At 64.1% G+C, this 26,993-nt stretch carries 25 protein-coding genes; 18 read left to right on the top strand and 7 right to left on the bottom strand.

Annotated features, from left to right (window positions below; all coding sequences use genetic code 11):
- Positions 1-14 precede the first annotated feature (14 nt).
- Entirely contained in the window at positions 15-1,691 is a 1,677-nt protein-coding gene (locus OX462_RS27015) for a BamB-related PQQ repeat family beta-propellar protein (protein ID WP_409027414.1), read from the top strand.
- 18 nt (positions 1,692-1,709) lie between these two features.
- Here OX462_RS27015 and OX462_RS27010 read toward each other — a convergent pair whose 3' ends face one another.
- The gene (locus OX462_RS27010) at positions 1,710-2,021 is read right to left on the bottom strand and encodes a hypothetical protein (RefSeq protein ID WP_070219056.1); all 312 of its coding nucleotides are present in this window, start codon (positions 2,019-2,021) and stop codon (positions 1,710-1,712) included.
- 102 nt (positions 2,022-2,123) lie between these two features.
- On the opposite strand from OX462_RS27010, the gene OX462_RS27005 reads away from it, so the two are divergent.
- On the top strand, positions 2,124-2,393 hold the full coding sequence (locus OX462_RS27005; protein WP_409027413.1) for a MoaD/ThiS family protein: 270 nt from the start codon (positions 2,124-2,126) through the stop codon (positions 2,391-2,393).
- Positions 2,394-2,395: 2 nt separating this feature from the next.
- Complete coding sequence (locus OX462_RS27000; protein ID WP_409027412.1) at positions 2,396-3,505, top strand: WD40/YVTN/BNR-like repeat-containing protein; 1,110 nt, start codon at positions 2,396-2,398, stop codon at positions 3,503-3,505.
- Here the strand turns inward: OX462_RS27000 and OX462_RS26995 are convergent.
- Positions 3,478-4,101, bottom strand: a complete 624-nt coding sequence (locus OX462_RS26995) for a TetR/AcrR family transcriptional regulator (protein ID WP_070219059.1) — start codon at positions 4,099-4,101, stop codon at positions 3,478-3,480. The two genes, OX462_RS27000 and OX462_RS26995, sit on opposite strands and share 28 nt — an antisense overlap.
- A 151-nt stretch (positions 4,102-4,252) precedes the next feature.
- Between OX462_RS26995 and OX462_RS26990 the strand changes: the two genes are divergently transcribed.
- Entirely contained in the window at positions 4,253-5,296 is a 1,044-nt protein-coding gene (locus OX462_RS26990) for an MBL fold metallo-hydrolase (protein WP_409027411.1), read from the top strand.
- Positions 5,297-5,302: 6 nt separating this feature from the next.
- Here the strand turns inward: OX462_RS26990 and OX462_RS26985 are convergent, their stop codons facing one another.
- Entirely contained in the window at positions 5,303-5,635 is a 333-nt protein-coding gene (locus OX462_RS26985) for a hypothetical protein (protein WP_143449866.1), read from the bottom strand.
- Between the two features lie 435 nt (positions 5,636-6,070).
- Here OX462_RS26985 and OX462_RS26980 point away from each other — a divergent pair, with 435 nt between their 5' ends.
- Positions 6,071-7,081 carry a substrate-binding domain-containing protein gene (locus OX462_RS26980; protein ID WP_409027410.1) on the top strand — a complete coding sequence of 337 codons (1,011 nt, stop codon included), beginning with the start codon at positions 6,071-6,073 and terminating at the stop codon, positions 7,079-7,081.
- Positions 7,082-7,113: 32 nt separating this feature from the next.
- On the opposite strand, the gene OX462_RS26975 is transcribed toward OX462_RS26980, so the two are convergent.
- The 3 genes from OX462_RS26975 to OX462_RS26965 form a co-directional block, all read right to left on the bottom strand.
- On the bottom strand, positions 7,114-10,710 hold the full coding sequence (locus OX462_RS26975; RefSeq protein WP_409027409.1) for an indolepyruvate ferredoxin oxidoreductase family protein: 3,597 nt from the start codon (positions 10,708-10,710) through the stop codon (positions 7,114-7,116).
- 242 nt (positions 10,711-10,952) lie between these two features.
- On the bottom strand, positions 10,953-12,095 hold the full coding sequence (locus tag OX462_RS26970) for a hypothetical protein (RefSeq protein ID WP_409027408.1): 1,143 nt from the start codon (positions 12,093-12,095) through the stop codon (positions 10,953-10,955).
- A gap of 74 nt (positions 12,096-12,169) precedes the next feature.
- Positions 12,170-13,099 carry a LysR substrate-binding domain-containing protein gene (locus tag OX462_RS26965; RefSeq protein ID WP_070219121.1) on the bottom strand — a complete coding sequence of 310 codons (930 nt, stop codon included), beginning with the start codon at positions 13,097-13,099 and terminating at the stop codon, positions 12,170-12,172.
- Positions 13,100-13,236: 137 nt separating this feature from the next.
- Between OX462_RS26965 and OX462_RS26960 the strand changes: the two genes are divergently transcribed.
- A complete protein-coding gene (locus OX462_RS26960) occupies positions 13,237-14,463 on the top strand; it encodes an HD-GYP domain-containing protein (RefSeq protein ID WP_409027407.1) in 1,227 nt (408 codons plus the stop codon).
- On the opposite strand, the gene OX462_RS26955 is transcribed toward OX462_RS26960, so the two are convergent.
- Positions 14,460-15,506, bottom strand: coding sequence for a GGDEF domain-containing protein (locus OX462_RS26955; RefSeq protein ID WP_070219064.1), 1,047 nt, complete (start codon positions 15,504-15,506; stop codon positions 14,460-14,462). The two genes, OX462_RS26960 and OX462_RS26955, sit on opposite strands and share 4 nt — an antisense overlap.
- Before the next feature lie 481 nt (positions 15,507-15,987).
- Between OX462_RS26955 and OX462_RS26950 the strand changes: the two genes are divergently transcribed.
- From OX462_RS26950 to OX462_RS26895, 12 genes are all read left to right on the top strand, one after another.
- Positions 15,988-16,170 carry a Flp family type IVb pilin gene (locus tag OX462_RS26950; protein WP_034752975.1) on the top strand — a complete coding sequence of 61 codons (183 nt, stop codon included), beginning with the start codon at positions 15,988-15,990 and terminating at the stop codon, positions 16,168-16,170.
- Between the two features lie 53 nt (positions 16,171-16,223).
- Entirely contained in the window at positions 16,224-16,757 is a 534-nt protein-coding gene (locus OX462_RS26945) for an A24 family peptidase (protein WP_070219065.1), read from the top strand.
- Positions 16,758-16,850: 93 nt separating this feature from the next.
- Entirely contained in the window at positions 16,851-18,224 is a 1,374-nt protein-coding gene (locus OX462_RS26940; protein ID WP_083287654.1) for an ATP-binding protein, read from the top strand.
- The gene (gene cpaB, locus OX462_RS26935) at positions 18,221-19,075 is read left to right on the top strand and encodes a Flp pilus assembly protein CpaB (RefSeq protein WP_121670865.1); all 855 of its coding nucleotides are present in this window, start codon (positions 18,221-18,223) and stop codon (positions 19,073-19,075) included. The genes OX462_RS26940 and cpaB overlap by 4 nt, the downstream gene beginning before the upstream one ends.
- Before the next feature lie 20 nt (positions 19,076-19,095).
- A complete protein-coding gene (locus OX462_RS26930) occupies positions 19,096-20,544 on the top strand; it encodes a type II and III secretion system protein family protein (RefSeq protein ID WP_227742085.1) in 1,449 nt (482 codons plus the stop codon).
- A gap of 16 nt (positions 20,545-20,560) precedes the next feature.
- Positions 20,561-20,869 carry a hypothetical protein gene (locus tag OX462_RS26925; protein ID WP_070289460.1) on the top strand — a complete coding sequence of 103 codons (309 nt, stop codon included), beginning with the start codon at positions 20,561-20,563 and terminating at the stop codon, positions 20,867-20,869.
- Positions 20,859-22,286, top strand: a complete 1,428-nt coding sequence (locus tag OX462_RS26920) for a pilus assembly protein TadG-related protein (RefSeq protein ID WP_070219069.1) — start codon at positions 20,859-20,861, stop codon at positions 22,284-22,286. Before OX462_RS26925 ends, OX462_RS26920 begins: the two co-directional genes overlap by 11 nt.
- Positions 22,283-22,765 carry a TadE/TadG family type IV pilus assembly protein gene (locus OX462_RS26915; RefSeq protein WP_070313047.1) on the top strand — a complete coding sequence of 161 codons (483 nt, stop codon included), beginning with the start codon at positions 22,283-22,285 and terminating at the stop codon, positions 22,763-22,765. Before OX462_RS26920 ends, OX462_RS26915 begins: the two co-directional genes overlap by 4 nt.
- A complete protein-coding gene (locus tag OX462_RS26910) occupies positions 22,755-23,363 on the top strand; it encodes a TadE/TadG family type IV pilus assembly protein (RefSeq protein ID WP_409027406.1) in 609 nt (202 codons plus the stop codon). Before OX462_RS26915 ends, OX462_RS26910 begins: the two co-directional genes overlap by 11 nt.
- Before the next feature lie 55 nt (positions 23,364-23,418).
- A complete protein-coding gene (locus OX462_RS26905) occupies positions 23,419-24,588 on the top strand; it encodes a CpaE/TadZ family protein (protein ID WP_070219071.1) in 1,170 nt (389 codons plus the stop codon).
- A 50-nt stretch (positions 24,589-24,638) separates the two neighbouring features.
- Entirely contained in the window at positions 24,639-25,985 is a 1,347-nt protein-coding gene (locus tag OX462_RS26900; RefSeq protein ID WP_409027405.1) for a TadA family conjugal transfer-associated ATPase, read from the top strand.
- A 12-nt stretch (positions 25,986-25,997) separates the two neighbouring features.
- The gene (locus OX462_RS26895; protein WP_070289463.1) at positions 25,998-26,975 is read left to right on the top strand and encodes a type II secretion system F family protein; all 978 of its coding nucleotides are present in this window, start codon (positions 25,998-26,000) and stop codon (positions 26,973-26,975) included.
- Positions 26,976-26,993 lie beyond the last annotated feature (18 nt).

Here is a 26,993-nt window from a genome sequence, read left to right as displayed (position 1 = left end):
AACATGGACATTGCATGCGCACATTATTCCCTTCGTTGTGGCAGGCCGCCGCATTGGCGTTGGCCATCATGACTACCTTGTCCGCCTGTGGCGGCGGTTCCGGCAGCGCCGTTGGCGTGCCGCCTGGCTTGCAGGAAAAACCCGGCATGACGCTGGCGGAGGTGAGCGGCAGCTGCACGGCCCAGCCTGGCGCCACCTGCGATGATATTCGCGTGACAGTGCGCCTGGCCGATGGCGTGAGCGATGCGCGTCCCCAGCCGCAGGAAAAACCCGCCAGCGGCACGGCGCTCGTGCTGCAGGCGGCCGACCGCCAGAAGCAGGCCGATGGCAGCTGGCGGCTGACGTTCAAAACGGTGCCTGGTCTGCTTCCCGGCGAGTACACGGGCAAGATCGAGCTGTCCTTGCCCGCCACGGTAGGCCTGTACAGGACGGAAAGCATGGATTACAAGGTCATTGTCGCGCCGCTCGCCGGCAGCATGGGCGCCTTGCAAGCCCTGCCCGGCGTGGACGACTGGGAAGGCGTGAATGGCAATGCCGCGCATACGGGCCTGGTGCCGGCCACCTTCGACAGCCGCCGCTTCACGCGCCGCTGGACCTGGCTGGGCGCGAGCTCCCCGCGCGCGGTCGTCGGCAGTCCCGTGGTGACGGCCAACGGCCTCGTGTATGTCAGCCAGCAGTCCGCCGCGCCGGCGGAAGGCAGCAGCAAATATGTGACCACGTCGACGGTGACGGCGCTCAGCGAGAGCGACAGCCAGGCGCGCTGGACCCAGTCGCTCACGTCGGACGGTTACCTGGGCGCGCCGGCCGTGTCGGGCGGCAAGCTGGCCATGGCGGGCAGCGATACCGTGTATGTCTTTGACGCGCTTGCTGGTGGCGTGCCGCTCGGCGTGCGTCCGCCGAATACGAATGGCGCACTGCTGGGTGTTTCCCTGGCGACGGCGCCCACCTTTTTGGACGGCAATGTCTACCTGGGCGGGAATAACGACGTGAGTGCCATCGGTGCGGCGACGGGCCAGACACGCTGGTCTGCCAGCCTGGGCTTGTCCAAGCTGGGCAATGTTGATGAGTGGACACCCGCCGTCAATGCGAGCACGGTGTACAGCCATGCGGCAGGGGCATTGACGGCGTTCAATATCGCCGATGGCACGACGCGCTTCAGCGTGGCGGTGCCGGGCCAGGTGCTGGGCGGCTTGAACAAGAGCAGCCTGCGCCAGGCGCCCGTGCTGGCCGAGGCGGGCAGCGTGCTGGTGCTCAATCAGCGACCGCTGGCCGGCGAGGCGGCGGATAACAGCTTGAGCCTGGTTGACGTGGATAGCCGCGCCGTGCGCTGGACGGTGCAGGGGCAGTTCAGCACGCAGCCAGTGGTGGCGCGGGGCGTCGTGTACGTGGGAAACCAGGCCGGTCAGGCGCTCGAAGCACGCCAGCTCGCTGACGGTGCGCTCCTATGGCGCTGGCCCCTGGATACGGCCCTTGATGGGTATTTTGGCGGCGATCTGATCGTCACCGGCAATCTGCTGTTTGTTGGCGGGCGCAACAATACCTATGCGATCGACCTGGCCAGCCGCAAGACCGTCTGGACCTACCGCATGGGCGGCAGCCTGGCGCTGTCGCGGCATGGCGTGCTGTACATCCGCCAAGGCACGGATTTACCTGGCAGCAGCATGGTGTTGACCGCCATCAACCTGCAATAGCGGCTTGCCGCGCCGTAGTCAGGGCTTGCCCGGGTTCTTCAAACGCTGCAGCAGCGCTTCCACGCCGTCGCTGACGGGCAAGCCGTGGCGGCGCAGCAACTGCACGTGCAATACGAGGTTTTCCAGCACCAGCTTGGCCGCCACGGCCAGCAGGGCCAGGTTGCGGTCTTCCGGGCTGAAACTTTCCATGGCGTCGGCCATCTCGCACAGGTGGTTGGCGATCAGTCCGCGCAATTCCTGCTCGTTGAAGGGCAGGTCGGCAAAATCGATGGGATCGGCCACTTCCACTTCCTGCATCAGCACCGCTAGTTCTTCCGGGGTAATCGTCATGCCTGGCCTCCTTGTGTGCTTGCCGCTATTTTAGCGGTATCGCCGTTGCATCGTCGGCGAATCGGACTAGAATGAGTCCAGGTCGATGACGTCGAAGGCAGCATGGCGCACTTGCATTTTACCCAACAACTGGCACGCTTCCTGAAAGTCCCCTCGGTGGACGTGTCCGCGCCACGCCTGCGTGCCGCCTTGGACAGCGTCTTTGCCCAGCAGCCGCGCCTGCGCGGCTACGTGCTCGACGAACAGGGCGCGTTGCGTCCCAATGTGGTGATCTTCATCGACGGCGTGCGCTGCCGCGAGCGCAGCGTGCTGGACGACGCCTTGCGGCCCGACAGCCAAGTTTATATCTTGCAGGCACTTTCCGGAGGTTAATCATGGGACCAGGCAGGGCGCAGCGCGCGTATCTCGGCACCCGCAAGGGGCTGTTCCGGTTCGATGTCGATGCGGCCGGCGCCTGGCAGCTGGCGCTGGTGCAGTTTGCCGGCGATCCCGTTTCCATGCTGTTGCACGATGGCCGCGACGGCACCGTGTACGCAGCCCTGAACCTGGGCCACTTCGGCGCCAAGCTGCACCGCCTCGACGCGGGCGCCGGCGCGTGGCAGGAAGTCGCCGTGCCCGCCTATCCCGCCAAGCCCGAGGGCAGCAGCGATAGCGTGGACTGGACCTTGCGGCAGATCTGGTCGCTGGCGGCCGGCGGCGCGGACCAGCCCGGCGTGCTGTGGGCAGGGACTTTACCTGGCGGCCTGTTCCGTTCCAGCGACCGCGGCGACAGCTGGCAACTGGTGGAAGCGTTGTGGAACGTGCCGCAGCGGGCGCAGTGGTTTGGCGGCGGCTACGACGTGCCCGGCATCCACAGCATCTGCGTCGACCCGCGCGACAGCAATACCGTGCTGGTCGGCGTATCTTGCGGCGGCGTGTGGCAAACGGCTGATGGCGGCGCCAGCTGGGCCTTGAGCGCGACGGGCATGCGCGCCGACTACATGCCGCCCGAACTCGATGAAAACGAGGCCGTGCAAGACCCGCACCGCATCGTGCGCAGCGCCGGCACGCCGGACGCGTTGTGGTGCCAGCACCATAACGGCATCTGGCGCTCGCTTGACGCGGGCTGGCACTGGCAGGAAGTGACGACGGCGCCGCTGTCGCATTTCGGCTTTGCCGTGGCCGTGCATCCGCGCGATGGCGACACGGCCTGGTTCGTGCCGGCGCAGGCGGACGTGCTGCGCATACCCATCGACGGCGCGCTGGCCGTGACGCGCACGCGCGACGGCGGGAAAACGTTTGAAGTGTTGCGCGCGGGATTGCCGCAGCAGCATTGCTACGACCTCATCTACCGCCACGGGCTGGCGCTGGCCGACGACGGGCGCAGTTTATTGATGGCGTCGACGACGGGCGGCGCCTGGTATTCGGGCGACGAGGGCGAACATTGGCAGACGCTGTCTGCCCACTTGCCGCCCGTTTATGCCGTCTGTTTTGCCACGCCGTAATAGCACAGGAAGATATCGACGGCCAGTGCCGTCACTTCGCGCTGGCGTGCCGGGCTCAGCAGCGGTTCACCGAGGGTGATCTGTGGCCAGAAGGCAAAGGTCTTCAATGGAGCCATCAGCAGGTGTCCCACTTCCAGCGTCTCGCCCGCCTTGATGCGTCCGTCTTGCTGCGCCGCGCGGATCCAGATATTCAGGCCCGTTTCCTTTTCATTCAGGCGCGCCACCATCGCTTGCGCGCGCTCGGGCGAGTGGATGGTTTCGCCAAAGATCACGCGCGCCAGGTCGATGAAGGCCGGATCGCACAGCAGGGCCATCTTCTGCTCGACCAGGGCCAGCACTTGCGGGCGCAGCGGCTGGTCGGCCACATAGGGCACGGCGGGCTGGGCCATGCTGCTTTCCCACATGCGCTGCAGGATTTCCGCGAACAGCTCGTCCTTGCTGGGGAAATGGTTGTACACGGTGCGCTTGGACACGGCGGCCGTGGCGGCGATCTTGTCCATGCTGGTCGCATCGAAACCGTGCTCGCGGAACTCGGCGATGGCGGCATCGACGATGGCGACGCGCTTGCGGTCGGTGAGGCGTTGCGGTGCGGCCATGGCTGAAAATCTCCTTTGAAAACAATATTTTACACCTCCTGGTTTACTTTGCCAGAAATAGGAACTACACTGTGTAGTGTAATTTAATCCTTGTATTTTATTGACCGGGCTGCATATGTACCGCATCTTATTCTTGGGAGTTCTGATCATCATGAGTTCTTGCACCTTGCGCGCCGCGCCCGTCGCGCCGACCGAATCACCGCAACGCCTCGAAGGCAAGTTCCGCAATCCCGTGCAAATGCACAAGCTGGGCACGGCGGCAACGCTCAAGCTGATGTGGACATTTCTCTTTGATAAGCCCGACAGCACGGTACCGGCTGCGGCCGTGCCCGTGCAAGCGCTGACCCGGGCGCAACTGCTGGCCGCGCCGGACAACAGCCTGTTTCGCCTCGGCCATTCGACCCTGCTGCTGAAACTGAATAACGAATTCTTCCTCACCGACCCCGTGTTTTCCGAGCGCGCCTCACCGGTGCAGTGGGCGGGACCCAAACGTTTCCACCAGCCGCCCATCAGCATCGCCGACTTGCCGCCGATCAAGGCCATCATCCTGTCGCATAACCATTACGACCACCTCGACCATGCCGCCGTGCTGCAACTGGCCGCCAAGACCGAACACTTCGTCGCGCCGCTGGGCGTGGGCGACACCCTCGTCGAATGGGGCGTGCCGAAGGACAAGGTGCAGCAGTTCGACTGGTGGCAGGGGACGACGATTGGGGGCGTGAAACTCGTCGCCACGCCATCGCAGCATTTCTCGGGGCGGGGCTTGTTTGACAGCAATCAAACCCTGTGGGCGTCGTGGGTCATCGACGCGCCCGAGGTGCGCGTGTTTTTCAGCGGCGACTCCGGCTATTTCGACGGTTTCAAGCAGATCGGCGACAAGTACGGCCCGTTCGACGTGACCATGATCGAGACGGGCGCCTACGACAAGCTGTGGCCGGACGTGCACATGCAGCCGGAGGAAACCCTGCAAGCGCACCTGGACTTGCGCGGCAAGTGGCTCATGCCCGTGCATAACGGCACCTTCGACCTGGGCCTGCACGCCTGGCACGAACCGTTCGACCGCATCACGGGACTGGCGGCCAGGCAGGGCGTCAACCTGGCCACGCCGCAGATGGGCGAGGCGGTCGACCTGGCGCAGCCGAAGAAGGGGGAAAAGTGGTGGCTGGCGATGCTGGAAGAGGAGATGGCGAAGTAAGCTGGCTTAAGCCGTCACATCGATCAGACGTCCCAGGGTCTGGCCATAGCCGTTCAGCTGGGGCGTGCTTTTCGGTGCGGCGGGGGCTGCTTGTTGCGGCACGGCTACCTTGATCGCCTGGTCCAGCTGCGGCGTCTTGATGGCGGCCGGGGCATCGGCCTGCGCTTGCTGGCTGCTGCGTTGGGTCTGGCTCAGCGATTCCTGTTCCCGCGCCAGCAACTGGCGGCTTTGCGCCAGCTGTTCGCTGTCGCGCTGGACCTGGTTCTGGCCTTGTTCGACCCGGCGCTGCGCCGTGGCCAGCGAGGCTTGCAGATTGTTGACGGACGTTAGCGATACCACATTGTTCACCTTTGAAAGTATGCCCAGGCGTGTACACAAGAGGAAGAATGCAGGCCAGGCGCTGCGGCATGTCTGCAGGCAATCTTTACCTTAGTCAAGAGTAGGATAAATTCTCGCACAGTTCCAGTGAATTATGTTTTCTTGATAATCTTATCGTGCGCGCTATGCCGTGCCGAAGCGGCATGCCGCACGTGGCGCGATAGAGAGTAAAGTAAGTACACGCTATCGATAACAGCATTTGTTTTCGTGCCATTCATCATGCCATGCTGCTGACGCGGCAAACACGTTCGTTTTTCAAAAGACAATTTTTAAAAATCTAATAAGTTGTTGTTTTTCTACCATGTTGGTGCACGCTCATGTGCCGCCTGTTTGGCGCTCTGGGCTATAATGGACGGTCAGAGTTGGTTTCTTTTGCCATACAGACAGGTAGTTAACATGAATCTCAAGAGCCTCGCAATTGCCCTCGGCATGTCGAAAACGACAGTCAGCAGGGCGTTGAACGGCTATCCGGAAGTCAATTCCCGCACCCGTGAAATCGTCCTGGCCGCCGCCAAGAAAGTCGGCTACCGGCCCAACCCCCTGGCGCGCAGCCTGGCCGTCGGCCGCACGAATGTGCTCGGCATGATCTATCCCCTGCTGCCCAGCGACCTGGGCGACAGCGTTTTTCTTTCCGTGGTCAATGGCATGTCCGACGCCGTCGAAGCGTCGAAGATGAGCCTGATCATCGCCCCCGTGTCGCCGCAGAACGAACAGCCGTCATATGAAAACATGGTGCGCGGGCGCCAGGTCGATGGCCTCGTGGTGGGCCGCACCAAGGTGGTCGACGAACGCATCGCGTATTTGACGAAAGTCGGCTTTCCCTTTGTCGCGAACGGCCGCACGCGCATCGACGCGCCGTACGCGTATTTTGATTACGACAACGATACGGGCATCGACCTGGCCGTGTCTTTCCTGGCGGCCCATGGCCACCAGCGCATCGCCCTGCTGAGCGCGCCGCTGGACTTGCACTTTGCTTACGAGCGCAAGGAAAGCTTTATCCGCTGCATGGCACAAGCGGGCCTGCCGCTGGACCCCAACTATCTGCTCGACAATACTTTTGATCGCCGCAGCGGTTACCAGGCCATGCAGCAATTGCTGGCTTGCTCGCCCCGTCCCACGGCCGTCATCGTCGACAACCACCTGTCCGGCGTGGGCGTGGTGCGCGCGCTGATGGATGCGGGCATCGAGATCGGCAAGGAGATCTCCGTCATCGTCTGGGGCAATGTGGAAGATACCTTGATCGGCATCAACGTCACCACCATCGACCAGCCCGACCTGCGCCGCGCCGGCGCCAAGATGGTGGAGATGCTGCAATCCCTGCTGGCCGGCACGCCGCCGGAACGCTTGCAGGAAATCTGGCAACCGGTGCTGTTGCCGGGGGCGACGGTGGGGCGCTGCCCCGAATAAAAAAACGCAGAGCCGAGGCTCTGCGTTGTCTTTTATGCCGCGTGCTTGCTTCCATCCGCCAGCACGGCCAGCAACCTCGCCTTGTCCTTGCGGTAAGTATCGACGGCCGCTTCCTTGACGTGGCCGAAGCCGCGGATTTTCTCGGGCTGGGATGCCAGTTCCACGCAGGTGGCCAGGTTGTCCGCCGTCAGGTTCACCAGCAGTCCCGCCAGCAGTTCGCGGTATTCGACGATCAGGGCGCGTTCCATCTTGCGCTCGGCCGTATAACCGAAGACGTCGAAGGTGCCGCCGCGCAAGCCTTTTGCTTTGGCCAGCAACTTGAAGGCGCGCCACATCCAGGAACCGAACTCCGCTTTCACCAGGTGCCCCTTCGTATCTTTCTTGGCAAACAGCGGCGGCGCCAGGTTGAATTTCACGGAGAAATTACCCTCGAACTGCTGCTGCAACTGCTCCACGAAACGGCCATCCGTGTACAAACGCGCCACTTCATACTCGTCCTTGTAGGCCAGCAACTTGAAATAGCTCCTGGCGACGGCCGTCGACAGCTTCTGGCCCAGCCCGAGGGTGTTTTCGCGGTCGCGCACCTGCTTCACCAGGGTGGCATAACCATCCGCATACGCGGCGTTTTGATACGCGGTGAGGAATTCCACGCGCTTTTTGATGACGCTATCGAGGCTTTGCGGCATTTGCACGATGATCGCTTGCGCCGGCGTGGCGATTTGCGTGACACGGCGCACGTCGACGGCGGCGCGGCGGCCCCACAAAAAGCTTTTCTTGTTCGATTCGATCCCCACGCCGTTCAATTCGATGGCGCGCAGCAGGGCCGCCTCCGTCAACGGAATGCGGCCCTTTTGCCAGGCGTAGCCGAGCATGAACAGGTTGGCGGCGATCGAGTCGCCCATCAGCGCGGTGGCCAATTTCGTCGCGTCGATGAAGTCGGCCGCGTCCGCGCCGCCCACGGATTCCTCGATCAGCTGGCGCACTTCCGCCGCTGGATATTGCCAGTCCGCATTTTGCGCAAACGTGCCCGGCGGTTGCTCGTGCAGGTTGACGACGGCCAGGCTGCGGCCAGGACGCATTTTCGACACGGCATCCTGCGCGCCGGCCGTCAGCATGTCGCAGCCCAGGATCAGGTCCGCTTCGCCCGTGGCGATGCGCTGGGCGCGGATGTGCGCCGGGGACTTGGCGATCTTCACGTGCGAGGTGACGGATCCGTTCTTTTGCGACATGCCCGTCATGTCCAGCACGGACGCGCCCTTGCCTTCCAGGTGGGCGGCCATGCCCATCAGCGCGCCCACGGTGATGACGCCCGTGCCGCCGATGCCGTTGATCAGGATGTTGTAAGGCGCGTCGCAATCGGGTAATACAGGTTCCGGCAGCGGACCGAAGTTGTCCGTCTCGCCCGCTTTACCGGCGCCCGTCTTGGTTTTCTTCAGGCTGCCGCCTTCGACGGTGACGAAGCTGGGGCAGAAACCCTTGGCGCACGAGTAATCCTTGTTGCACGAGGATTGGTCGATGGTGCGCTTGCGGCCAAATTCCGTTTCCTTCGGCAAGATCGACACGCAGTTCGACTGCACGCCGCAGTCACCGCAGCCTTCGCAGACGGCGTCGTTGATGACCATGCGCTTGGGCAAATCGGGATACTCTCCTTTTTTACGGCGACGGCGTTTCTCGGCCGCGCAGGTCTGGTCGTAGATCAGCACGGACACGCCGGGTACTTCGCGCAATTCGCGCTGCACGGCATCCATATCCTTGCGGTCGTGCAAGGTCAGGTGGGCGGGCAGGTTGCTGCGGTCGCTGTAGCGTGACAGATCTTCCGTGACCAGTGCGATGCGGGCGATGCCTTCGGCGGCCACCTGCTGCGCCATCATGGGTACGGTGATCAGACCGTCCACGGGCTGGCCGCCCGTCATGGCGACGGCGTCGTTGTACAGAATCTTGTAGGTGATGTTGACCTTGGCCGCCTGCGCGGCGCGGATGGCCAGGTAGCCCGAATGAAAGTAGGTGCCGTCGCCGAGGTTCTGGAACACATGCGGCAATTCCGAGAACGCGGCCTGGCCGATCCACGGCGCGCCTTCGCCGCCCATGTGCGTGGTCAGCTTGTTCATTTCCGGATAGATCGAGGTCGCCATCACGTGGCAGCCGATGCCGGCCAGCGCCAGGCTGCCGTCCGGCACCTTGGTCGAGGTATTGTGCGGGCAGCCGGAGCAGTAGAACGCGGGGCGGAACGGCGTATTCACGGCCTTTTTCAATACCGCATCCTTGGCGTCGAGGAAGCTGAGTCTCGCCTTGATCAGGTCGCAGGTGACGGGATCGGAAATCAGGCGCGCGATGCGGCTGGCGATGACACGCGCCACTTGCGAGACGGAAAAATCCGCCTTCGAGGTCAGCAGCCATTCGCCGCGCGGCGCCACCCATTCGCCTTTTTCGTCGAACTTGCCGATGACTCTAGGGCGCACGTCGTCGCGCCAGTTGTACAGCTGTTCCTTGAGCTGGTATTCGACGATTTGCCGCTTCTCTTCGACCACGAGAATTTCATCGAGACCTTGCGCAAATTCGCGCACGCTGTCCGGTTCCAGCGGCCACGGCATGGCCACCTTGAACAGGCGCATGCCGACATTGGCCGCCATCTGCTCGTCGATGCCCAGCTCTTCCAGCGCTTCGAGCACGTCCAGGTAGGATTTGCCGGAGGCGATGATGCCCAGCTTGGCGTTCGGACTGTCTATGGTCGTATGGTTGAGCTTGTTTTCGCGCGCGTAGGCCAGGGCCGCATAGATCTTGTAGTCCTGCATCAGCGCTTCCTGGTTGCGCGCCTGCTGGCCCAGCGGGATGCTCGACAGGCGCGCGTTCAGGCCGCCTTCGGGCATGACGAAGTCCTGCGGAACCTTGACTTCCACGCGGAACGGGTCGGCATCGATGGAGGCCGACGATTCGACCGTGTCGGCCAGGGCCTTGAAGGCCACCGTGCAGCCGGAAAAGCGCGACATGGCCCAGCCGTGGATGCCCAGGTCCAGGTATTCCTGCACATTGCATGGATACAAGACGGGGATCATCGAGGCGGAGAACAAATGGTCGGACTGGTGCGGCAGAGTCGATGAGTATGCGCCATGGTCGTCGCCGGCCACCAGCAGCACGCCGCCCAGTTTGGACGTGCCCGCATGGTTCATGTGCTTGAAGACATCGCCGCAGCGGTCCACGCCCGGGCCCTTGCCGTACCACATGGCGAACACGCCGTCGTACTTGGCCGGGCCGATCAGGTCGACCTGCTGCGAACCCCAGACGGCCGTGGCGGCCAAGTCTTCGTTGACGCCGGGCACGAACTGCACGTGGTGCGCTTCCAGCTGCTTTTTCGCTTTCCACAGGTTTTCGTCGAGGCCACCCAGCGGTGAGCCGCGGTAGCCGGAAATGAAACCGGCCGTGTTCAGGCCCGCGGCCTGGTCGCGCAAGCGCTGCATCATGGGCAGGCGCACGAGGGCCTGGATGCCGGACAGAAAGATGGCGCCGGATGTGGCCGTGTATTTGTCGTCGAGGCTGACGGTGGTCAAACGGGATGTGTCGGGGGGCGTAGATGGCGCGGCACCGGCGTTTCTAGCGAACGCTGCGGAGCCGTTTTCCGTGGTCACGGACATGGCTGTCTCCAAAAGGGTGTTTCAGATATCGGCTGTACCAAGGACGCGCCCGGTAAGGCGCGTACTGTGCAGACGGGATGGCCGCGTGTGGGCGGCACATAACTAGTTTAAATTTAAAATAGTTAATGTGGTCAGTGTAGAACGACCGTGAGGAAGGGGCAAATACGCTTTGACGATGGGGGTATAAGAAAAAATGATGGCCTGCCTTGCGCCGCAAGACAGGCCCTGTCTGCCGTGCCCGCTTAGGGCTGCGTCCATTGCTGCTTGCGCGCGCGCAAGGGATAGGCGACGGGCGTCAACTCGGGCAGCAGGGCATTGAGCGAGTCTTGCGTCAGTTCCAGGGCTTTTTGCGGACTGAGTTCATTGATACTGATGGTGCTGAAGATACCGTTATCAAAGCTCAGGTAGACGGGAGGCCCATTTTCCTTGATATCGAAGGTCTTGCGGTCTTTGTAGAAGGCGATTTCGTACGTGCCCGGCGGCAGTTCCAGCGCCACATGGGTCTTGGAGTCATTATAGTAAGAGGTTTTTTTCGCGCGGCCCTGCAGATGGCTGGACTGGATATCATAGAATTTCCTGCCACTGTCGAATTTCTCGCTATCCACTGTTTCTTGCGGCATGCGGTTAAAGAAGATCAGATTGGCTTTTTTGTTGAGTGCCGTGCCCGCCTGTCCTGGCACATTCGACGGCTCGAGGGCGGTCGTACGGCGCATGCCTTGTTCCTCGGCTTGTTGCACGGTTTTGCGCTCAATGATCGCGTTCAGCGTAATGGCAACGTGCAGTGGCCCTATACGATTTGCCTCTTTGACATCGTAGCTGAGTCCCTTCATCGCGGCGCGTGTCGTTTCGATGGAATGCCAGATCGTTTTGGCTGCAACCCGGTCGTATACCACCGTTTCAATGAGCATGACGAGGCTGGAGTAGCAGCCAAAGCTATTGCATTTTCCTAGCGTGGTATCGGCATATTTCCAGTCGATCAACGCCACGTAGCGCCGCCCCGTCGTGCTGGCAGGCAGTCCCTGCACGGTGTGGAGGATGGATGGTCGCTTGAACGCGGGTGGCATGGGGACGAAGGCGAATTCTTCTTTCGGATCCTTGGCAGCGTCGACATAGGCACGGCAAGCCCAGCTTTTGAACAGGGAGGTGTTGTCCGACGAGACGATGGTACCCCAGGTACTTTCATGGGTCTTGGGCGTACAACTTTCCGGCGCAATAAATACCACCACCTCGATTTCTTTTCTTTCGATAGGCTGCGCAACATCGCTGAGCAGCACCTCGCGCAAGGGAAATTCGGATTGAGGGCGCGCGGCTTGAGCGCCCTGCATCAGTAGCAGCAGGACGGCGCTTGCCGCCAGACGGCGCAAGGAAGTGGTAAGCAAGAACATGATGACGATGGTGAAATGAACAAGACCATCATTTTATTTCTTTTGAGAAATTATTGTTGGAAAAATAATTCACGCTACAGCACGTGCGCCCCCACCCAGCGTCCGCTGCCGCACAGTTCGGCGGCCACTTGCAGCACGAGGTTTTTCACGGCGTTGCCTGCATTGGTGAGGGGAATGTTTTTCGAGGCGCACAGGGCCACCGTGCGCGACAGCACGGGGCTGTGGATGGCGTAGCTGCGCATGGCGCCGCTGTCCAGTTCGGCCAGCAGGGGCGCGGCGGGCAGGATGGTGGCGCCCATGCCGGCCAGGATAGCCGATTTCAGGATGGCGATCGAGTTGATCTCGATCACGTTCGCCGTCTCCAGTGCCAGTTCGCGGGCGCGGCTGTCGATGCGGGGGCGCACGCCATGCTGCAGGCCCGGCAGGATCAGGGTGGCGCTCAATGCCTGCGCGAATGACAGCGCCGTGCCCGGGGGCGCGAACGGCGAATCGCTGCGGCAGATAAAACGCATTTCTTCCTCCACCAGGGGGCAGCAGGAAAACGGCGTCAGCTGGCCATCGTCGAACAGCACGGCCAGATTGATGCGGCCTGATTTGAGCTGTGCATTGAGGTTGCCCGTGATTTCTTCCGTCAGTTGCAGGGTGATCTCGGGATAGCGTTCGCGCGCGGCCAGCAGCAGGGGCAGGGCCAGGGCGCCGGAGATACTGTGCGGCAAGCCCAGGGTGACATTGCCGGACGGCCGCGTGGCGCTTTGCGTAACGGCCGAGCGGGCGTCCGCCACCTGTTTCAGGATCGCCTGCGCATGTTCGTAAAACACCTTGCCCGCATCCGTGCTGAGCACGCCCTGGGCCGAGCGGTGCAGCAGCTGCACGCCCAGTTCCTCTTCCAGCTGGCGCAGCTGCTGCGTCAGGGCCGGCTGCGCCACGTGCAGGATCAGGGCCGCGCGCGACAGCGAGCCGTGGTCGACGATGGCGACAAAGTAGCGTAATTGGCGCAGTTCCATGGGTCCCAATAGCGGTGCGGTGAGCGGAAAAACAGGGTGTTGCGCCGCAGCGCCGAACGCGGCCAGCAGAATAACAATTTTGTTATACTCATTCTAGCGCCTTCGGTGCTCCAGCCGCGTATTTGTGGGATGACAGCATGCTCAAGAAAGTTGATTCGTCTCAATTAAAAGTGGGCATGTACATTCATGACCTCAGCTGTGACTGGATGACGCATCCGTTCGTGCGCAACCGTTTTCTGTTGCGCAGCGACGATGAAATCCGCAAGATCGTGCAGGCCGGCATCCATGACGTGGTGATCGACAGCGGCAAGGGCCTCGACGTGCAGGATGCGCCCACCGTGGCGCAGGCGCGCGCCGAGACCGAGCGCGAACTGGTGCAGATCGCCGCAGCGCCGCAGGTGGTCACGCGCGTGTCGTTGGGCATGGAACTGGCGCGCGCCGCGCAGGTGCGGCGCCAGGCCGCGAGCCTGGTACGTACGGTGATGGCCGACGTGCGCCTGGGCAAGGCGGTCGAGCTCGACCGCGTGCAGCACACGGTGCAAGATATTACCGAATCGATCCTGCGCAATCCCGGCGCCCTCGTCGGCTTGTTGCGCATCAAGACCAAGGATGACTACACCTTTTTGCATTCCGTCAGCGTGTGCGCGCTGCTGGTGGCGTTTTGCCGCTCGCGCGGCATCGATGCGGCCACCACGCACCAGGCGGGCCTCGGTGGCTTGCTGCACGACACGGGCAAGGCGCTGGTGCCCGATAGCGTGCTGAACAAGCCGGGTCCCCTCACGTCCGAGGAATTTGCCCTGATCAAGCGCCATCCGCGCGATGGCTACGAGATCCTGCTGCAGTCGCCCGACCTGGGCGCCATTCCGCTCGACATAGCCTTGCATCACCACGAGCGGCGCGACGGCAGCGGCTATCCTGACCAGCTGGCCGGCGACGCCATCAGCGAGCTGGCGCAGATGGCCGCCATCGTCGACGTGTACGACGCGCTGACGTCGGACCGCAGCTATCACAAGGGCATTCCCGCCGCCGAAGCCCTGCGCAAGATTTATGAATGGAGCAAATTCCATTTCAACCCCGTGTTTGCGCAGGATTTCATGCGCTGCGTGGGCATCTATCCGGTGGGCACCATGGTGATGCTGGAATCGGGCCGCCTGGCCGTCGTCGTCGAGGCGCACGAAAGCAATCTGCTGGCGCCGAAAGTGAATGTGTTTTTCAGTACGAAGAGCAAGACCTACATCAAGCCCGAGACGGTGGACCTGTCGCGCGGCTTCGGTTTTGGCGGCGCCGACAAGATCGTCGGCCATGAGTCGGCGGCCAAGTGGCAGGTCGATCCCATGCGCTTTTTATCGCTGGCGGATGCCTAGAAAAATTCCGCCGTATCGTTCGAGGCAATGGTCGTTAACAAACCTTTCGCTACCAGCTCGTCGTAATGGCAAGCCAGGTTGCGGCCATGGCTCTTGGCGTAATACAAGGCCTGGTCGGCGCGGCCGAGGATGATGACGGGCGCCTCGTAGGCGTTGATGCTGACGAAGCCCACGCTGACGGTGACTTTGCCCACTTGCGGGAAGTCGTGCGCCTCGACATTGGTGCGGAAGCGGTCGATGATTTTCTGCGCATTTTCCAGGGTGATCGAGCGCAGCAGCACGACGAATTCCTCGCCGCCGAAGCGGAAGATGCGGTCTTGCGAGCGGAACGACGATTGCAGCTGGTTGGCGATCAGGATCAGCACTTCATCGCCATACAGGTGGCCAAACTTATCGTTGACCAGTTTAAAATGATCGACGTCGATCACGGCCAGCCATTGCCGTTCCGTGTCCGTATGGTGGCGCCGCTCTTCATCGACGGGACGCGGCTTGTCCGCTTCCGGTTCGCCGCGGCTGTGCAGGATTTTCGCCAGCTGGTCGTCGAAGGTCTTGCGGTTCAACAGGCCGGTGAGCGAATCGCGTTCGCTGTAGTCGAGCAGGTTCTGGAAATTGCGGTACACGCTGACGATGCCGCCGATCACCTGGATGGTGGCGCCCGTGTAGGGCGTGGGGTTGGTGATTTCCAGGCAGGTGGTGACCTGGTCGCCGATCCAGATGGGCAGCCACAGCAGGTGGCGGCCGTCGGCGCACAAGGTGTCGGCGCTCGCTTCATGGCGCTTGATGCAGGCGGCCAGGGCCGGGTAGTCGGACAGCGGTTCTCCTGGCAGGGTTGGGTCGGTATGCTCTTCCATGCGGGCCACGCTGCCCGCCACGATGATGGCCCGCGACCGCACGAACACCTGGCCACGCACGGTGGTCAGGGCCAGCACACGGGTCTGCGACGCGGCAGCGAGTTCCTGCACTGCCGAGATCACGGAAATGTCGAGCATCGTGTGGTCGCGGTGCCCGGTCATGTCCACCATGTGTTTCAGTAGGGAATCCATTGTCGTTCTCTGGAAAGTAGTCACACAAGTGTCGTCATACCAGCATTGCATCAAGCAAGAGCATGTTCGCGTCCGTCTACAAGAAGCCAAGATTTATTTGGTGGCATGACGCTCTGTACCGCCGGGCGAGAGGCCTTTCCAAAGAAGAGCTAAGCAGGATAATGTCTTTTTGCCTAATAGGCAATTAACGTATGCAATATTTCATGTAAATACATGAGATTCATGCACTACATTGCAAAAAACTTGCCCTGACGAAGGCTTTCAATCCGGATCGCAACATTTGTTTGCGCCAGCCGCCATGTCGACAAGGTTTGATAATTTCCATATGGAAACTTGTGGCGCGTCAATTTGCCAAAACGTGGACGCTTTATAGTCAATGCAATGGCGCAGAAATTTACGGCAGGAAACATATTAGCAGGAAAGGGCAATGTTTCACACCCGATTGCGCCAGGGACTTGTGATTCACTTTTGGGAGCTTGTCATGCATACCTTCCTGTCGGCAGTACAGCAGTTTGTCAAGGATGAGGATGGCATTACGGCAATCGAATACGGCCTGATTGCGGCCTTGATGGCCACCGCCATCACGGCCGGATTCTTGCTGATCAAGACCAACTTGCTGGCCGTCCTCACCGACATCTCGTCGAACCTGGTGTTGACGCCCTAAGCGGGTGCCCGCTGCTGGCCGGCCGGCAGCGGGTTTTTTTCGGGAGGTGTGCCATGCCTGCAACTGCCTTGTGCGACCTGCTGTTGCTGTGCTTCGTGACGGGGGCCGCCGTCAGTGATCTGATCCAACGCAAGATTCCGAATTGGCTGGTGCTGGCCGGCATGCTCGCCGCGCTGGCGCTGCATTTGTGGTTGTGGCCGCACCGCGTGCCGCAGCTGGTGCTGGGCGGCATGGCGACGGGCTTCTTTCTGTTCCTGCCTCTGTATGTGCTGCGCGGCATGGCCGCCGGCGACGTCAAGCTGATCGCCATGGTGGGCACCTTTGCCGGTCCCTGGCCCGTGCTGCAGATCTGTTTCGCCACGTTTGTCCTGGGCGGCCTGATGGCCGTGCTGATGATCACGTACCAGGGCAAGTGGCGCGCCTGCCTCGGCAATCTGCGCCAGCTGCTGTGGCCGATGATCGCGCGCATGGCCGGCATTCCCCTGGCGCCGACCGCACTGGGCAGCCATGCCAGCGTGGGCAACATGCCGTACGGACTGGCCATTGCCCTGGGCTGCCTGGTGGTGCAAGGGCAGCATTATTTCTGATTGGCATTCATTGCTCTGAATCAATGGGCGCCAGTGCCCGCTCGCTAGAATGAATTCTGTTCAATGCAGTCTTAACCGGCTAGGAGACGCAGCATGACCGAGGTCGACTATTCCATGAGCACCGACAGCGTTCCGCGCCCCGCCGACGCGAACCTGATGCCGCCCTTGCCGCCGCAGCCGAAGAGCTTGCGTGAAACGGGGCTGGAACGGCCGCTGGTCGTCGAACTGATTGCCAAGTTGATGTTTGTGGGCGGCAAGACGCATCTGTCCGCGCTGACGACGCGCTTGCGCCTGTCGATCAATGTCTTGCGCGAAGTGCTCGATTTCATGGTGACGGAGCAGATGGCCGAAGTGGCCTGGCGCGGCGAGTCCGACATCGACGTGCAGTACCAGCTGACGGGCGCCGGCAAGCAGCGCGCCAGCGCTTTTCTTGAACGCTGCGCGTATATCGGCGCCGCGCCCGTCACCCTGGAAGCGTACCGCGCCATGGTGGCGCGCCAGTCGTGGCTGGCGCAGGAACAGCGCGTCGGCAGCGATGACCTGGCCGCCGTGCTCGGCGGCGCCCATGCGGGCCCGGGCATGCTCGACGTGGTGGGCGCGGCCCTGCATTCGGGGCGCTCGCTGCTGCTGTACGGTCCGCCCGGCAGCGGCAAGTCGACCTTGGCGCTGCAACTGGGGCAATTGCTGCACGGGCTGGTCGCCGTGCCCTACGCCATCGTCGTCGGCCACGACATCATCCAGTTGTACGATCCGGCCCAGCACCTGCCGCCCGCGCCGCAGCACGTCAGCCATGCGCGCCAGGCGCTGGAGCGGCGCAGCACGGATATCCGCTGGGTGCTGTGCCAGCGTCCCGTGATCCACGTGGGCGCCGAGCTCGACGCCGGCACGCTGGAGCTGCGCCTCGACGCCAGCGGCGGCTGCTACCAGGCGCCGCCCCATGTGCGGGCCAACAACGGCATGCTGATCATCGACGACCTGGGCCGCCAGCGCCTGGGCGCGCAAGAACTGCTGACGCGGCTGATGCAGCCGCTGGCACGGGGCAGCGATCAGCTGGGCCTGCCCGGCGGCGTGCAGATCAGCGTGCCCTTCGATAACGCCCTCGTGCTGGCCACGAATGTGCCGCCAGGCGAGCTGTTCGATCCTGCCTTGCTGCGCCGCATCGGCTACAAGGTGCAGGTGGGGCCGCTGGCCGAGAACGCCTATCGCGCCCTGTTCCGCCAGCAATGCCGCCTGGCCGGCATGACCATCGACGAGCTGGCCCTGAACCATCTGCTGCAGCTGCATGGCGCGCAGGGACGGCCCCTGCTGGCCAGCTATCCGCAGGAATTGCTGGCGCGCATAGGCGACTTCGCCGGCTTTGCCGGCAGCGAGGCGCGCCTGACGGTGGGCGCCCTGGAGCAGGCCTGGAGCAGTCTGTTTGCCAGTTGCGACATGCCGGCCGCCAGCCTGTGCGAGCGCATCGCATGAAAAACCGGCGCGCCCTGCTGATGATGGGCCTGGCCGTGGTGCTGGGTCTGCTGGCCGTGCTGCTGGCCTCGCACTGGCTGCTGCGCCAGACGCCGGCCGGCAAGGGCAAGATCGTCGTCGCCGCCAGCGATGTCAACCTGGGCCAGCGCCTGACGCCCGAGATGCTGCGCCTGGCCGAATGGCCGGCGGAAAGCTTGCCGCAAGGGGCGCTGCAAGACCCGGCGAAACTGGCGGGACGGGTACTGAAAACGAGCGTGCTGCGCGGCGAGCCGCTGAGCGAAGCCAAGCTGGCGCCCGTGGGGACGTTGGGCGGCCTGTCGGCCCTGATAACGGAAGGGCGGCGCGCCATCACCGTGCGCGTCAACGACGTGATCGGCGTGGCCGGCTTCGCCTTGCCGGGCAATTATGTCGACATCATCGTCAGTACCCAGCAGGATGCCGGCGACCGCGCGTTTCCGCAAAGCCGCAACATTTCCAAGATCGTGCTCGAACGCATCCTCGTGCTGGCCGTGGCGCAGGAAGTGGGACGCGACGAGACCAAGCCGCGCGTGGTCAATGCCGTGACCCTGGAAGTGACGCCGGAACAGGCGGAAAACCTGGATCTGGCGCGCAGCGTGGGCAGCCTGTCGCTGGTGCTGCGCAACCAGGTCGACCCGCAGCCGGGCGTGACGGCGGGTGCCACCAAGCTGACCCTGCTGGGCGGACCGCATGAAGCCGAGCCTGCTCCCGCCGCCGCGCCCGTGCCGGCCGTGGCGCCGCGTCCCGTGCGCGTGGCCAAGGCGCCGCCGGAGCCCAAGCGCCAGTGCAGCGGCGTCATCGATGGGACGCGCCAGTCGCGCGAATGTTTTTAGCCTTGTTGCCTTGATCAACCATGGACACGCTCATGAACCGCGCCCTGCTGACACTGTGCTGCCTGCTGTTGCCGCTTGCCGGCGCGGCAGCCGATCCTGGCCCCCGCTGCGGCGGCGAAGCGGCGACGCCCGGCAACTTGCAGCTGCAGGTGGGCAAGTCGAGCATGTTGCACCTGCCCGAGGCGGTGCTGGCCCGCAGCGTCGGCAATCCGGCCATGCTGCAAGCCATGCTGGTCGCACCCGACACCTTGTATGTAGTCGGTGTCGACGTGGGCAGCACGAATATGATCATCCAGGGCAGGAGCGGCGTGTGCAGCGTGGTGAACGTCAGTGTCAGCATGGACCCGTCCGGCCTGCAAACGACCCTGGCGGCCCTGATGCCGGAAGAAAAAGCCATCCGCGTGACGGCCGTGGCCGATACCCTGGTGCTGTCGGGCACGGTGCAGGATGCGGGCGCCGTGCTGCGCGCCGTCGAGCTGGCGCATGCGTATGTGCGCCGCGCCACCGCACCGCTGGCGCTGCCCAAGCCAGCCGATGGCGCCGCCTTGCCGCTCGCGGCCGCTGCACCCGGCGGCGCGGGCAGCGCGAACAGCCGCGTCATCAATATGCTCGACGTCAGCGCGCCGCAGCAGGTGATGCTGGCCGTGCAGATCGCCGAAGTGTCGAAGTCGCTGCTGGAACGGCTGGAAGTGGGCGCCACCCTGCGCTTCGCCTCCGGCAGCTGGGCCACCACCTTGCTGTCGAATTTCTTGAGCGGCACGGCCAACGGCTTGCTCGACGTGCGCAAGTCGAATGGCCAGCAGCTGACCATCGAGGCGCAGAAACAGGATGGCCTGGTGCGCATCCTGGCCGAGCCGACGGTGATGGCGATCAGCGGACAGGAGGGCAGTTTTCTGGCCGGCGGCAAGATATTCATTCCCGTCGGCCAGGACAACAACAAGATCACGCTGGAAGAGCGCGAGTATGGCGTCGGCCTGCGATTTACCCCCACCGTGCTGTCGGGCGGGCGCATCAATCTGAAGGTGGCGCCGGAAGTGTCGGAACTGTCGCGCGAAGGGGTGGGCATTTCCGCCGCCGGCGTCAGCGGACGTTCTATTTTGCCCGTCATCACCACGCGGCGCGCTTCGACCACGGTGCAGCTGTATGACGGCCAGAGCTACGCCATCGGCGGCTTGATCAAGAACAACCAGGTGAGCAACATCGCGGGCGTGCCGTGGCTGAGCGAACTGCCCATCCTCGGCGCGCTGTTTCGCAGCACGGACTTCCAGCATGACCGCACGGAATTGTTGTTCGTCATTACCGCGCACCTGGTGAAACCCTTGCCGGCCGATGTGGTGCTGCCGACGGCGCAGCTGGCGCCGCCTTCGCGCACGGACTTGATGTTGCGCGGCAAGATGGAAGCCACCGTGCCGCCAGCGCCGCCGTCCGTGCCGCCGCCGCGCGCGGCCAACGGCTTCGAGTTGAAATGAGACGGGGAGACACGCCATGCCGAATTCGCTCCTGATAGGGCTGCGGCGCCTGGCCGCGCTGACCCTGGCGCTGCAGCTGGCAGCCTGCGCGCACAGCAGTAGCAGCACGCCGCAGCTGGACCCGCGCTTCGGCGACGCCGTGCGTCTGGCCATGGCGCAGCAGGTGCGCGATCCGGCCAGCGCGGACAATCGCCAGCCTGCCGACGGGCTTGACGGCCCCAGCGCGCACGCCGTCATGCAGCGCTACCGCGCCTCGTTCGCCGAACCGAACGGCCAGACGCCGCAGCCGGTGCAGTTCATGCTGGGAGGCGCCAATGGCAAATAGACGCCGGCGCGAGCGCGGGGCGATGCTGATCGCCTTTTCCATCCTGCTTATCCTGGTGCTGGGCTTTATCGGCCTGGCGCTCGACGTGGGACAGGTCATCGGCCGCAAGACGGAATTGCAGAACCTGGCCGACAACGCGGCGCTGGCGGCGGCCGCCGAACTGGTGGGCACGCCCGAAGGCTTGCTCGCTGCCGTGGACAAGGCCAAGCAGAGTGCGGCCGACAAGAGCGCGTGGCGGCGCCGCATGCAGGGCGCGATCCTGTCGGACGCCAGCATCCGCTTCGCCAGCGCGCCCGGCGCGCCCGCCAGCGAATGGCATGCGGCGGGCGCCGTGCCCGACGCCGCCACGGCGCTGTTCGTGCGCGTCGATACGCAGGCCAATGCACCGTCGCTGGGGCGGGTGGCGACGGCGTTCCTGGGCGCCTTGTCGCCGGCGCTGCGCACCCTGGACACGGGGGGGCGCGCCGTGGCAGGACGTACCAGCCTGAACCTGACGCCGCTGGCCGTGTGCGCGCTGTCGGCCAGCGCGGCCAGCCCGCGCACGAATGCGGCGCTGCTGCCGGCCGTCGAGCTGCTGGAATATGGTTTTCGCCGCGGCGTGGCGTATAACCTGTTGAAACTCAATCCGCACGGTCCGGCGGCCGAACACTTCGTGCTCAATCCCCTGGGCCAGCCGGGCGTGGTGGGCTCGTCGCTGCAGGTCGGCGAGTCCAGCGTGCTGCCGTTTGTGTGCAACGGCACGGTGCTGTACCCGCGCATCGGCAGCGCGCAAGTGCATGTGCACCGGCCGTTTCCCGCCGCCTTGTGGCCGGCCTTCAACGCGCGCTTCAACCTGCATGCGGGCAGCGGCTGTCATCCCGTCACGGCGCCGCCCGACACGAATATCCGCGCCTATCCGAATACGGCCACGAACTGGTGGATGACGAACTCGCCCGACGCGCCGAGCGCCCTGAGCACCGGCAATCCGCTGCTGTCCGTGGCCGATCCGGAATCGAACGCGACGCCGCCTGCCGTTGGCAGTTACGGCCCGCTGTGGTCGTTTGGCAAGGCGGTCAAGTACAGCAGTGTGAAGCCGGCCGGCGGCTACGTGCCGTTCGCCACCAGCGACTGGGCCAGGCTGTATCCGGCTAGCCCTGCCGCGCCGGCCGCCAAGCCCGGCTACCCTGCCACGCCGCCATACCAGACGCTGGCTTACCAGACGGCGCCGACCGGCAATACGGGCGTGGCGCAGCGGCGCCTGCTGCATATTGCCCTGCTGGCCTGCCCGGTGCCGGCCGGCAGCGACGTGCTGGCGCAGGTGCGCGGCATCGGCCGCTTCTTCATGACGGCGCCGGCCAGCAACGGCGTGTTGAGCGCCGAATTTGACGGCCTCGTGGCCGAGGGCGCGCTGGCGGGCCCTGCGGAGCTGCTGCAATGAGGCCGCCCTGCCGCGCGCGACGCCGCCAGGAGGGTGTCGCCGCCATCGAGCTGGCGCTGATCCTGCTGTTTTTCATGGCGCTGCTGCCTTTCGTGCTGCTGTTCGGCCGCGCGCTGCTGGTGTACACGGCCCTGCAAAAAAGTACGCACGATGCGGCGCGCTACCTGGCCACCATGCCGCTGTCGCAGATGGCCAGGGGCGACACGGCGAACCAGGGTGCCGTGTTTGCCCGGCAGATGGTGGTCGATGCCATGGCGGAAAGCTGGCCGGCCATGCAGCCATACCTGATCAGCGTGGAATGCGTGTATGCCGACGATTCCTACAGCTGCGGCACTTATGCGGCGGCGCCGCTGCAGGTGCGCATCAAGTTGTCCGTCGACATGCCTGTGGATTTCCTGCCCGAACTGACCCGCAAGTGGCTGCCGCAGCTGGCGCCGATCCCGCTGCGCGCCAATGCGACAGTACGCTATGTTAATTAACCTGCGCCCCCGCCGGCAGCGCCAGGGCGGCGTCTTCGCCGTCGAGTTCGCCATGCTGGCGCTGCTGTTCTTCCTGTTCCTGTTCGCCATGCTGGAAGTGGCGCGCGCCGTGTATCTATGGAATATGGTGCACGAGATTACCCGGCGTGCCGCGCGCGGCGCCGCCGTTACCGATTTCAGCAATGCAAGTGCGCTGCAGGCCGTGCGCGCGCAAGCGGTGCTGCGCGCCGCGCCTGGCGTGCTGCCGCTGGGCGGCGGCATCAGCGACGCGTATGTGCGCATCGATTATCTGTCGCAGTCCAGCGGCGGCGCCGCGCTGGCGGCATTGCCGGTGACGGTGATGCCCGGTTGTCCGCAGCGTAACCGCATCAATTGCCTGGACGATCCGCATGGCGCCAGCTGCATCCGTTTCGTGCGCGCGCGCCTGTGCGTGCCCGGCGATGGCGGACGCTGCGAGAGCGTGCCGTACCGGCCCATCCTGCCGCTGCTGGCAGCGATGTTTCCTTCCGGCGCAGGCGCCGTGCGCTTGCCCAACGGCGCCACCATGGCGGTGGCCGAGTCGCTGGGTTATCCGGACAATCCCGGTTTTTGTCCTTGAGCGCCACTTGGCGGCGCAGCCGACTGTGTAGACCTGAAAGAAGCGAGGAAGTGCGATGAAAGCCCTGATGATTAGCCGCGACGCCAGCTTGCACGATGAAATTGCCGCGCAGGGGGCGGCCCGCATGCCCGTGCTGCGGCTGCTGGAACGGCGCAGCGGCCTGCGCGACGCCGTCGAGCGCATGCTGCCGGAAGCACCGGAACTGGTGATCGTCGACGCCAGCGGTATCGATGCCGATGAAGCCGACCTGCTCGAGCGCCTGGCGCGCCAGTATCCGCTGGCCGTGCTGATGCTGCTCACGCGCGGACAGCAGCAGGATGTGCTGATCCGCGCCATGCGCGCCGGCATGCGCGAAGTGCTGCAGCTGCCGCTGGTGCACAAGGCCTTCCACGAGGCGATGGACCGGGTCGATATCCAGGCCGGCGTGACGCAGATGCGCGACGGTAAAGTCCTCGCCTTCATCTCGTGCAAGGGCGGCAGCGGCGCCACCTTTCTATCGACGAATTTTTCCTACGCGCTGGCCAGCCTGGCCGGCTGCAAGGTGCTGCTGATCGACCTGCATGGCCAGTTCGGCGACGCCACCCTGTATGTCTCGGACCAGAAGCCGGCGATGACACTGTCCGACATCTGTGCCCAGATCGCGCGCATGGACGGCGCCTTCCTCGCCTCGTGCCTGGTGCACGTGACGCCGAACTTCGGCGTGCTGGCGGCGGCCGACGACCCCGCGCACAAGGTCGACATGCAGCCCGAGCACATGGACCGCATCCTGGCCGTGGCGCGCCAGCACTACGACTACATCGTGCTCGACGTGGGACGCCAGATCGATGCGCTGTCGTTGCGTGCGCTCGACAACGCCGACGCCATCTATCCGGTGCTGCAGCTGGCCTTGCCCGACATCCGCGACGGGCGGCGCCTGCTCGACATTTTCCGTTCGCTCGGCTATCCGGGCGAGCGCCTGCGCCTGATCGTCAACCGTTATGAGAAGGGCGGGCGCCTGCGCCTGGCGGACCTGGAGCAGGCGCTGGGCGCGGAAGTGGTGCACACGGTGCCCAACGATTACATCGCCGCCACCGATTCCGTCAACCAGGGCATCCCGCTGCTGCAGCTGTCGCGCACCAGCGCCGTGGCGCGCAGCCTGGCCGAGCTGGTGGAGCTGGTGACGGCGCGCCGCGTGACGGAAAGCCGCGGCCTGTTCGACCGCCTGTTCAGCCGCAGCGAGGTTTAGGACAGAAACATATGTCAAGGCTCCCGCCGGGAGCCATCATGGGAGCCGAGATGACTTTACGCGAACGTCTGGCGGCAAATGAAACGGTGCGCCCCGCCAGCAATGGACAAGGCGCGCTGGCGCTGCACGCCTACCAGGAACTGAAAAAAACCATGCACCAGACGATACTCGACCGTATCGACTTGGAACGGCTGAAACGCCTGACGGCCGAGCAGTTCAAGCATGAGCTGGCGCTGCTGGTGCAGCGCGTGATCGAGGAAGAGCGCATCGCCCTCAACCAGCACGAGCGCCACAGCCTGGTGCTCGACATCCAGCACGAGATGCTGGGCTTTGGTCCGCTCGAACCCCTGCTGGCCGATGCCAGCGTGTCCGACATCCTCGTCAATACCTGCGACAAGGTGTATGTGGAGCGGGGCGGGCGGCTGCAGCTGACGGACGTGACCTTCCACGACAATGCGCACCTGATGAAGATCATCGAAAAGATCGTCTCGCGCGTGGGACGGCGCGTCGATGAATCGAGCCCGATGGTCGACGCGCGCCTGCCGGACGGCTCGCGCGTGAATGCCATCATTCCGCCGCTGGCCGTCGATGGCCCGATCCTGTCCATCCGGCGCTTTGCCGTGCAGCCTTTGAGCATCGCCAACCTGCTCGACTACAAAAGCCTGACGCCGCCCATGGTGCAGGTGCTGCAGGCGCTGGGCCAGGCGAAGATCAATATCCTGATCTCGGGCGGCACGGGCAGCGGCAAGACGACCCTGCTCAACGTGCTGTCCGGTTTCATTCCCGGCAGCGAGCGCATCGTCACCATCGAGGATGCGGCCGAACTGGCGCTGCGCCAGCCGCACGTGGTACGGCTGGAAACACGCCCGCCGAATATCGAAGGCAAGGGGGAAGTAAGCCAGCGCGCGCTGGTGCGCAATGCGCTGCGCATGCGGCCCGACCGCATTATCCTGGGCGAGGTGCGCGGCGCCGAGGCGCTCGACATGCTGCAGGCGATGAACACGGGCCATGAAGGGTCGCTGGCGACCATCCATTCGAACACGGCGCGCGACGCGCTGGCGCGGCTGGAAAACATGGTCGGCATGGCCAACGTGAACCTGACGCCGCGCGCCACGCGCCAGCAGATATGTTCCGCCGTGACGGTGGTGATGCAAGTGTCGCGCCTTACGGATGGCGCGCGCAAGCTGGTCAGCCTGCAGGAAGTGACTGGGATGGAAGGCGACATCATCGCCATGCATGAAATCTTCCGCTTCGAGCAGACGGGCGTCGATGCCGACGGCAAGGTGCAGGGCCACTTTTGCGCCACGGGCGTGCGGCCCCGCTTTACGGAGCGCTTGCGCATGTTCGGCGCGCCGGTGCCGGACACGGTGTTCGACCCGGACCGAATTTATGAGTAAGGGGGAGGGATCATGGACCTGGTGTTCTACGGCTTTGCCGTGCTGCTGTTCGCCGCCTGCATTCTGATGGTGGAAGGGGCCTGGCTGTGGTGGTCGGGCACGCATGGCAGCGCGGCGCGGCGCATCAACCGGCGCCTGCGGCTGATGGCGGCGCGCGGCGAGGCGGGCGGCGAGCGCGTCTCCATCCTCAAGCAGCGCCGCTATGCGCGTTCGCCCGGCCTGGAGCGGCTGCTGCGGCGCATGCCGCAGGCGGCGCGGCTGGACCATTTGCTGCTGCAATCGGGCTTGTCCTGGTCGGTGGCGCAATTCCTGGGCGGCACGGGCGCCTTGCTGCTGGCGGCCTTGCTGCTGTTGGCGGCCTGGTCCATGCCCTTGCCCGGCGCCTTGCTGCTGCTGTCCTGCGCCGTGAGCGCACCGTGTTTGTTCGTGCTGCGCGCGCGCGCGGCGCGGCTGAAAAAGATCGAGGCGCAACTGCCGGAAGCGGCCGATTTCCTGGCCCGCGCGCTGCGCGCCGGGCACTCGTTTTCGAACGTGCTGCAGATGGTGGGAGACGAACTCAATGAGCCGATCAGCGGCGAATTCAAGACGGCGCACGAAGAGATCAATTACGGCGTGCCGATGAACGAGGCGCTGCAAAACCTGGCCGCGCGCATCCCGCTGACGGACTTGCGCTACCTCGTCATCGCCGTGCTGGTGCAGCGCGAATCGGGCGGCAACCTGGCCGAGGTGCTGGTCAGCATCGCGCGCATCATCCGCGCCCGCTTGAAGTTGCTGGGACAGGTGCGCGTGCTGTCGGCCGAGGGGCGCATGTCGGCCTGGGTGCTGGGCCTGATGCCGGTGGTGATGATCGGTGTCATGGCCCTGGTCAACCCGCAATACATCCGCCTGCTGTGGACCGATCCCAGCGGCATCAAACTGTTGTGGTACGCGGCTGGCATGGTGGCGCTGGGCGTCGTCTGGATGCGCAACGTCATCCGCATCCGTATTTGAAGGGCGCGCCTGAAAAAA

This window comes from Janthinobacterium aestuarii (genome assembly GCF_046113285.1).
Classification (GTDB): domain Bacteria; phylum Pseudomonadota; class Gammaproteobacteria; order Burkholderiales; family Burkholderiaceae_D; genus Janthinobacterium.
The sequence above is the reverse complement of the archived record's forward strand: the minus strand, read 5'-3'. Positions and strand labels throughout refer to the sequence as shown.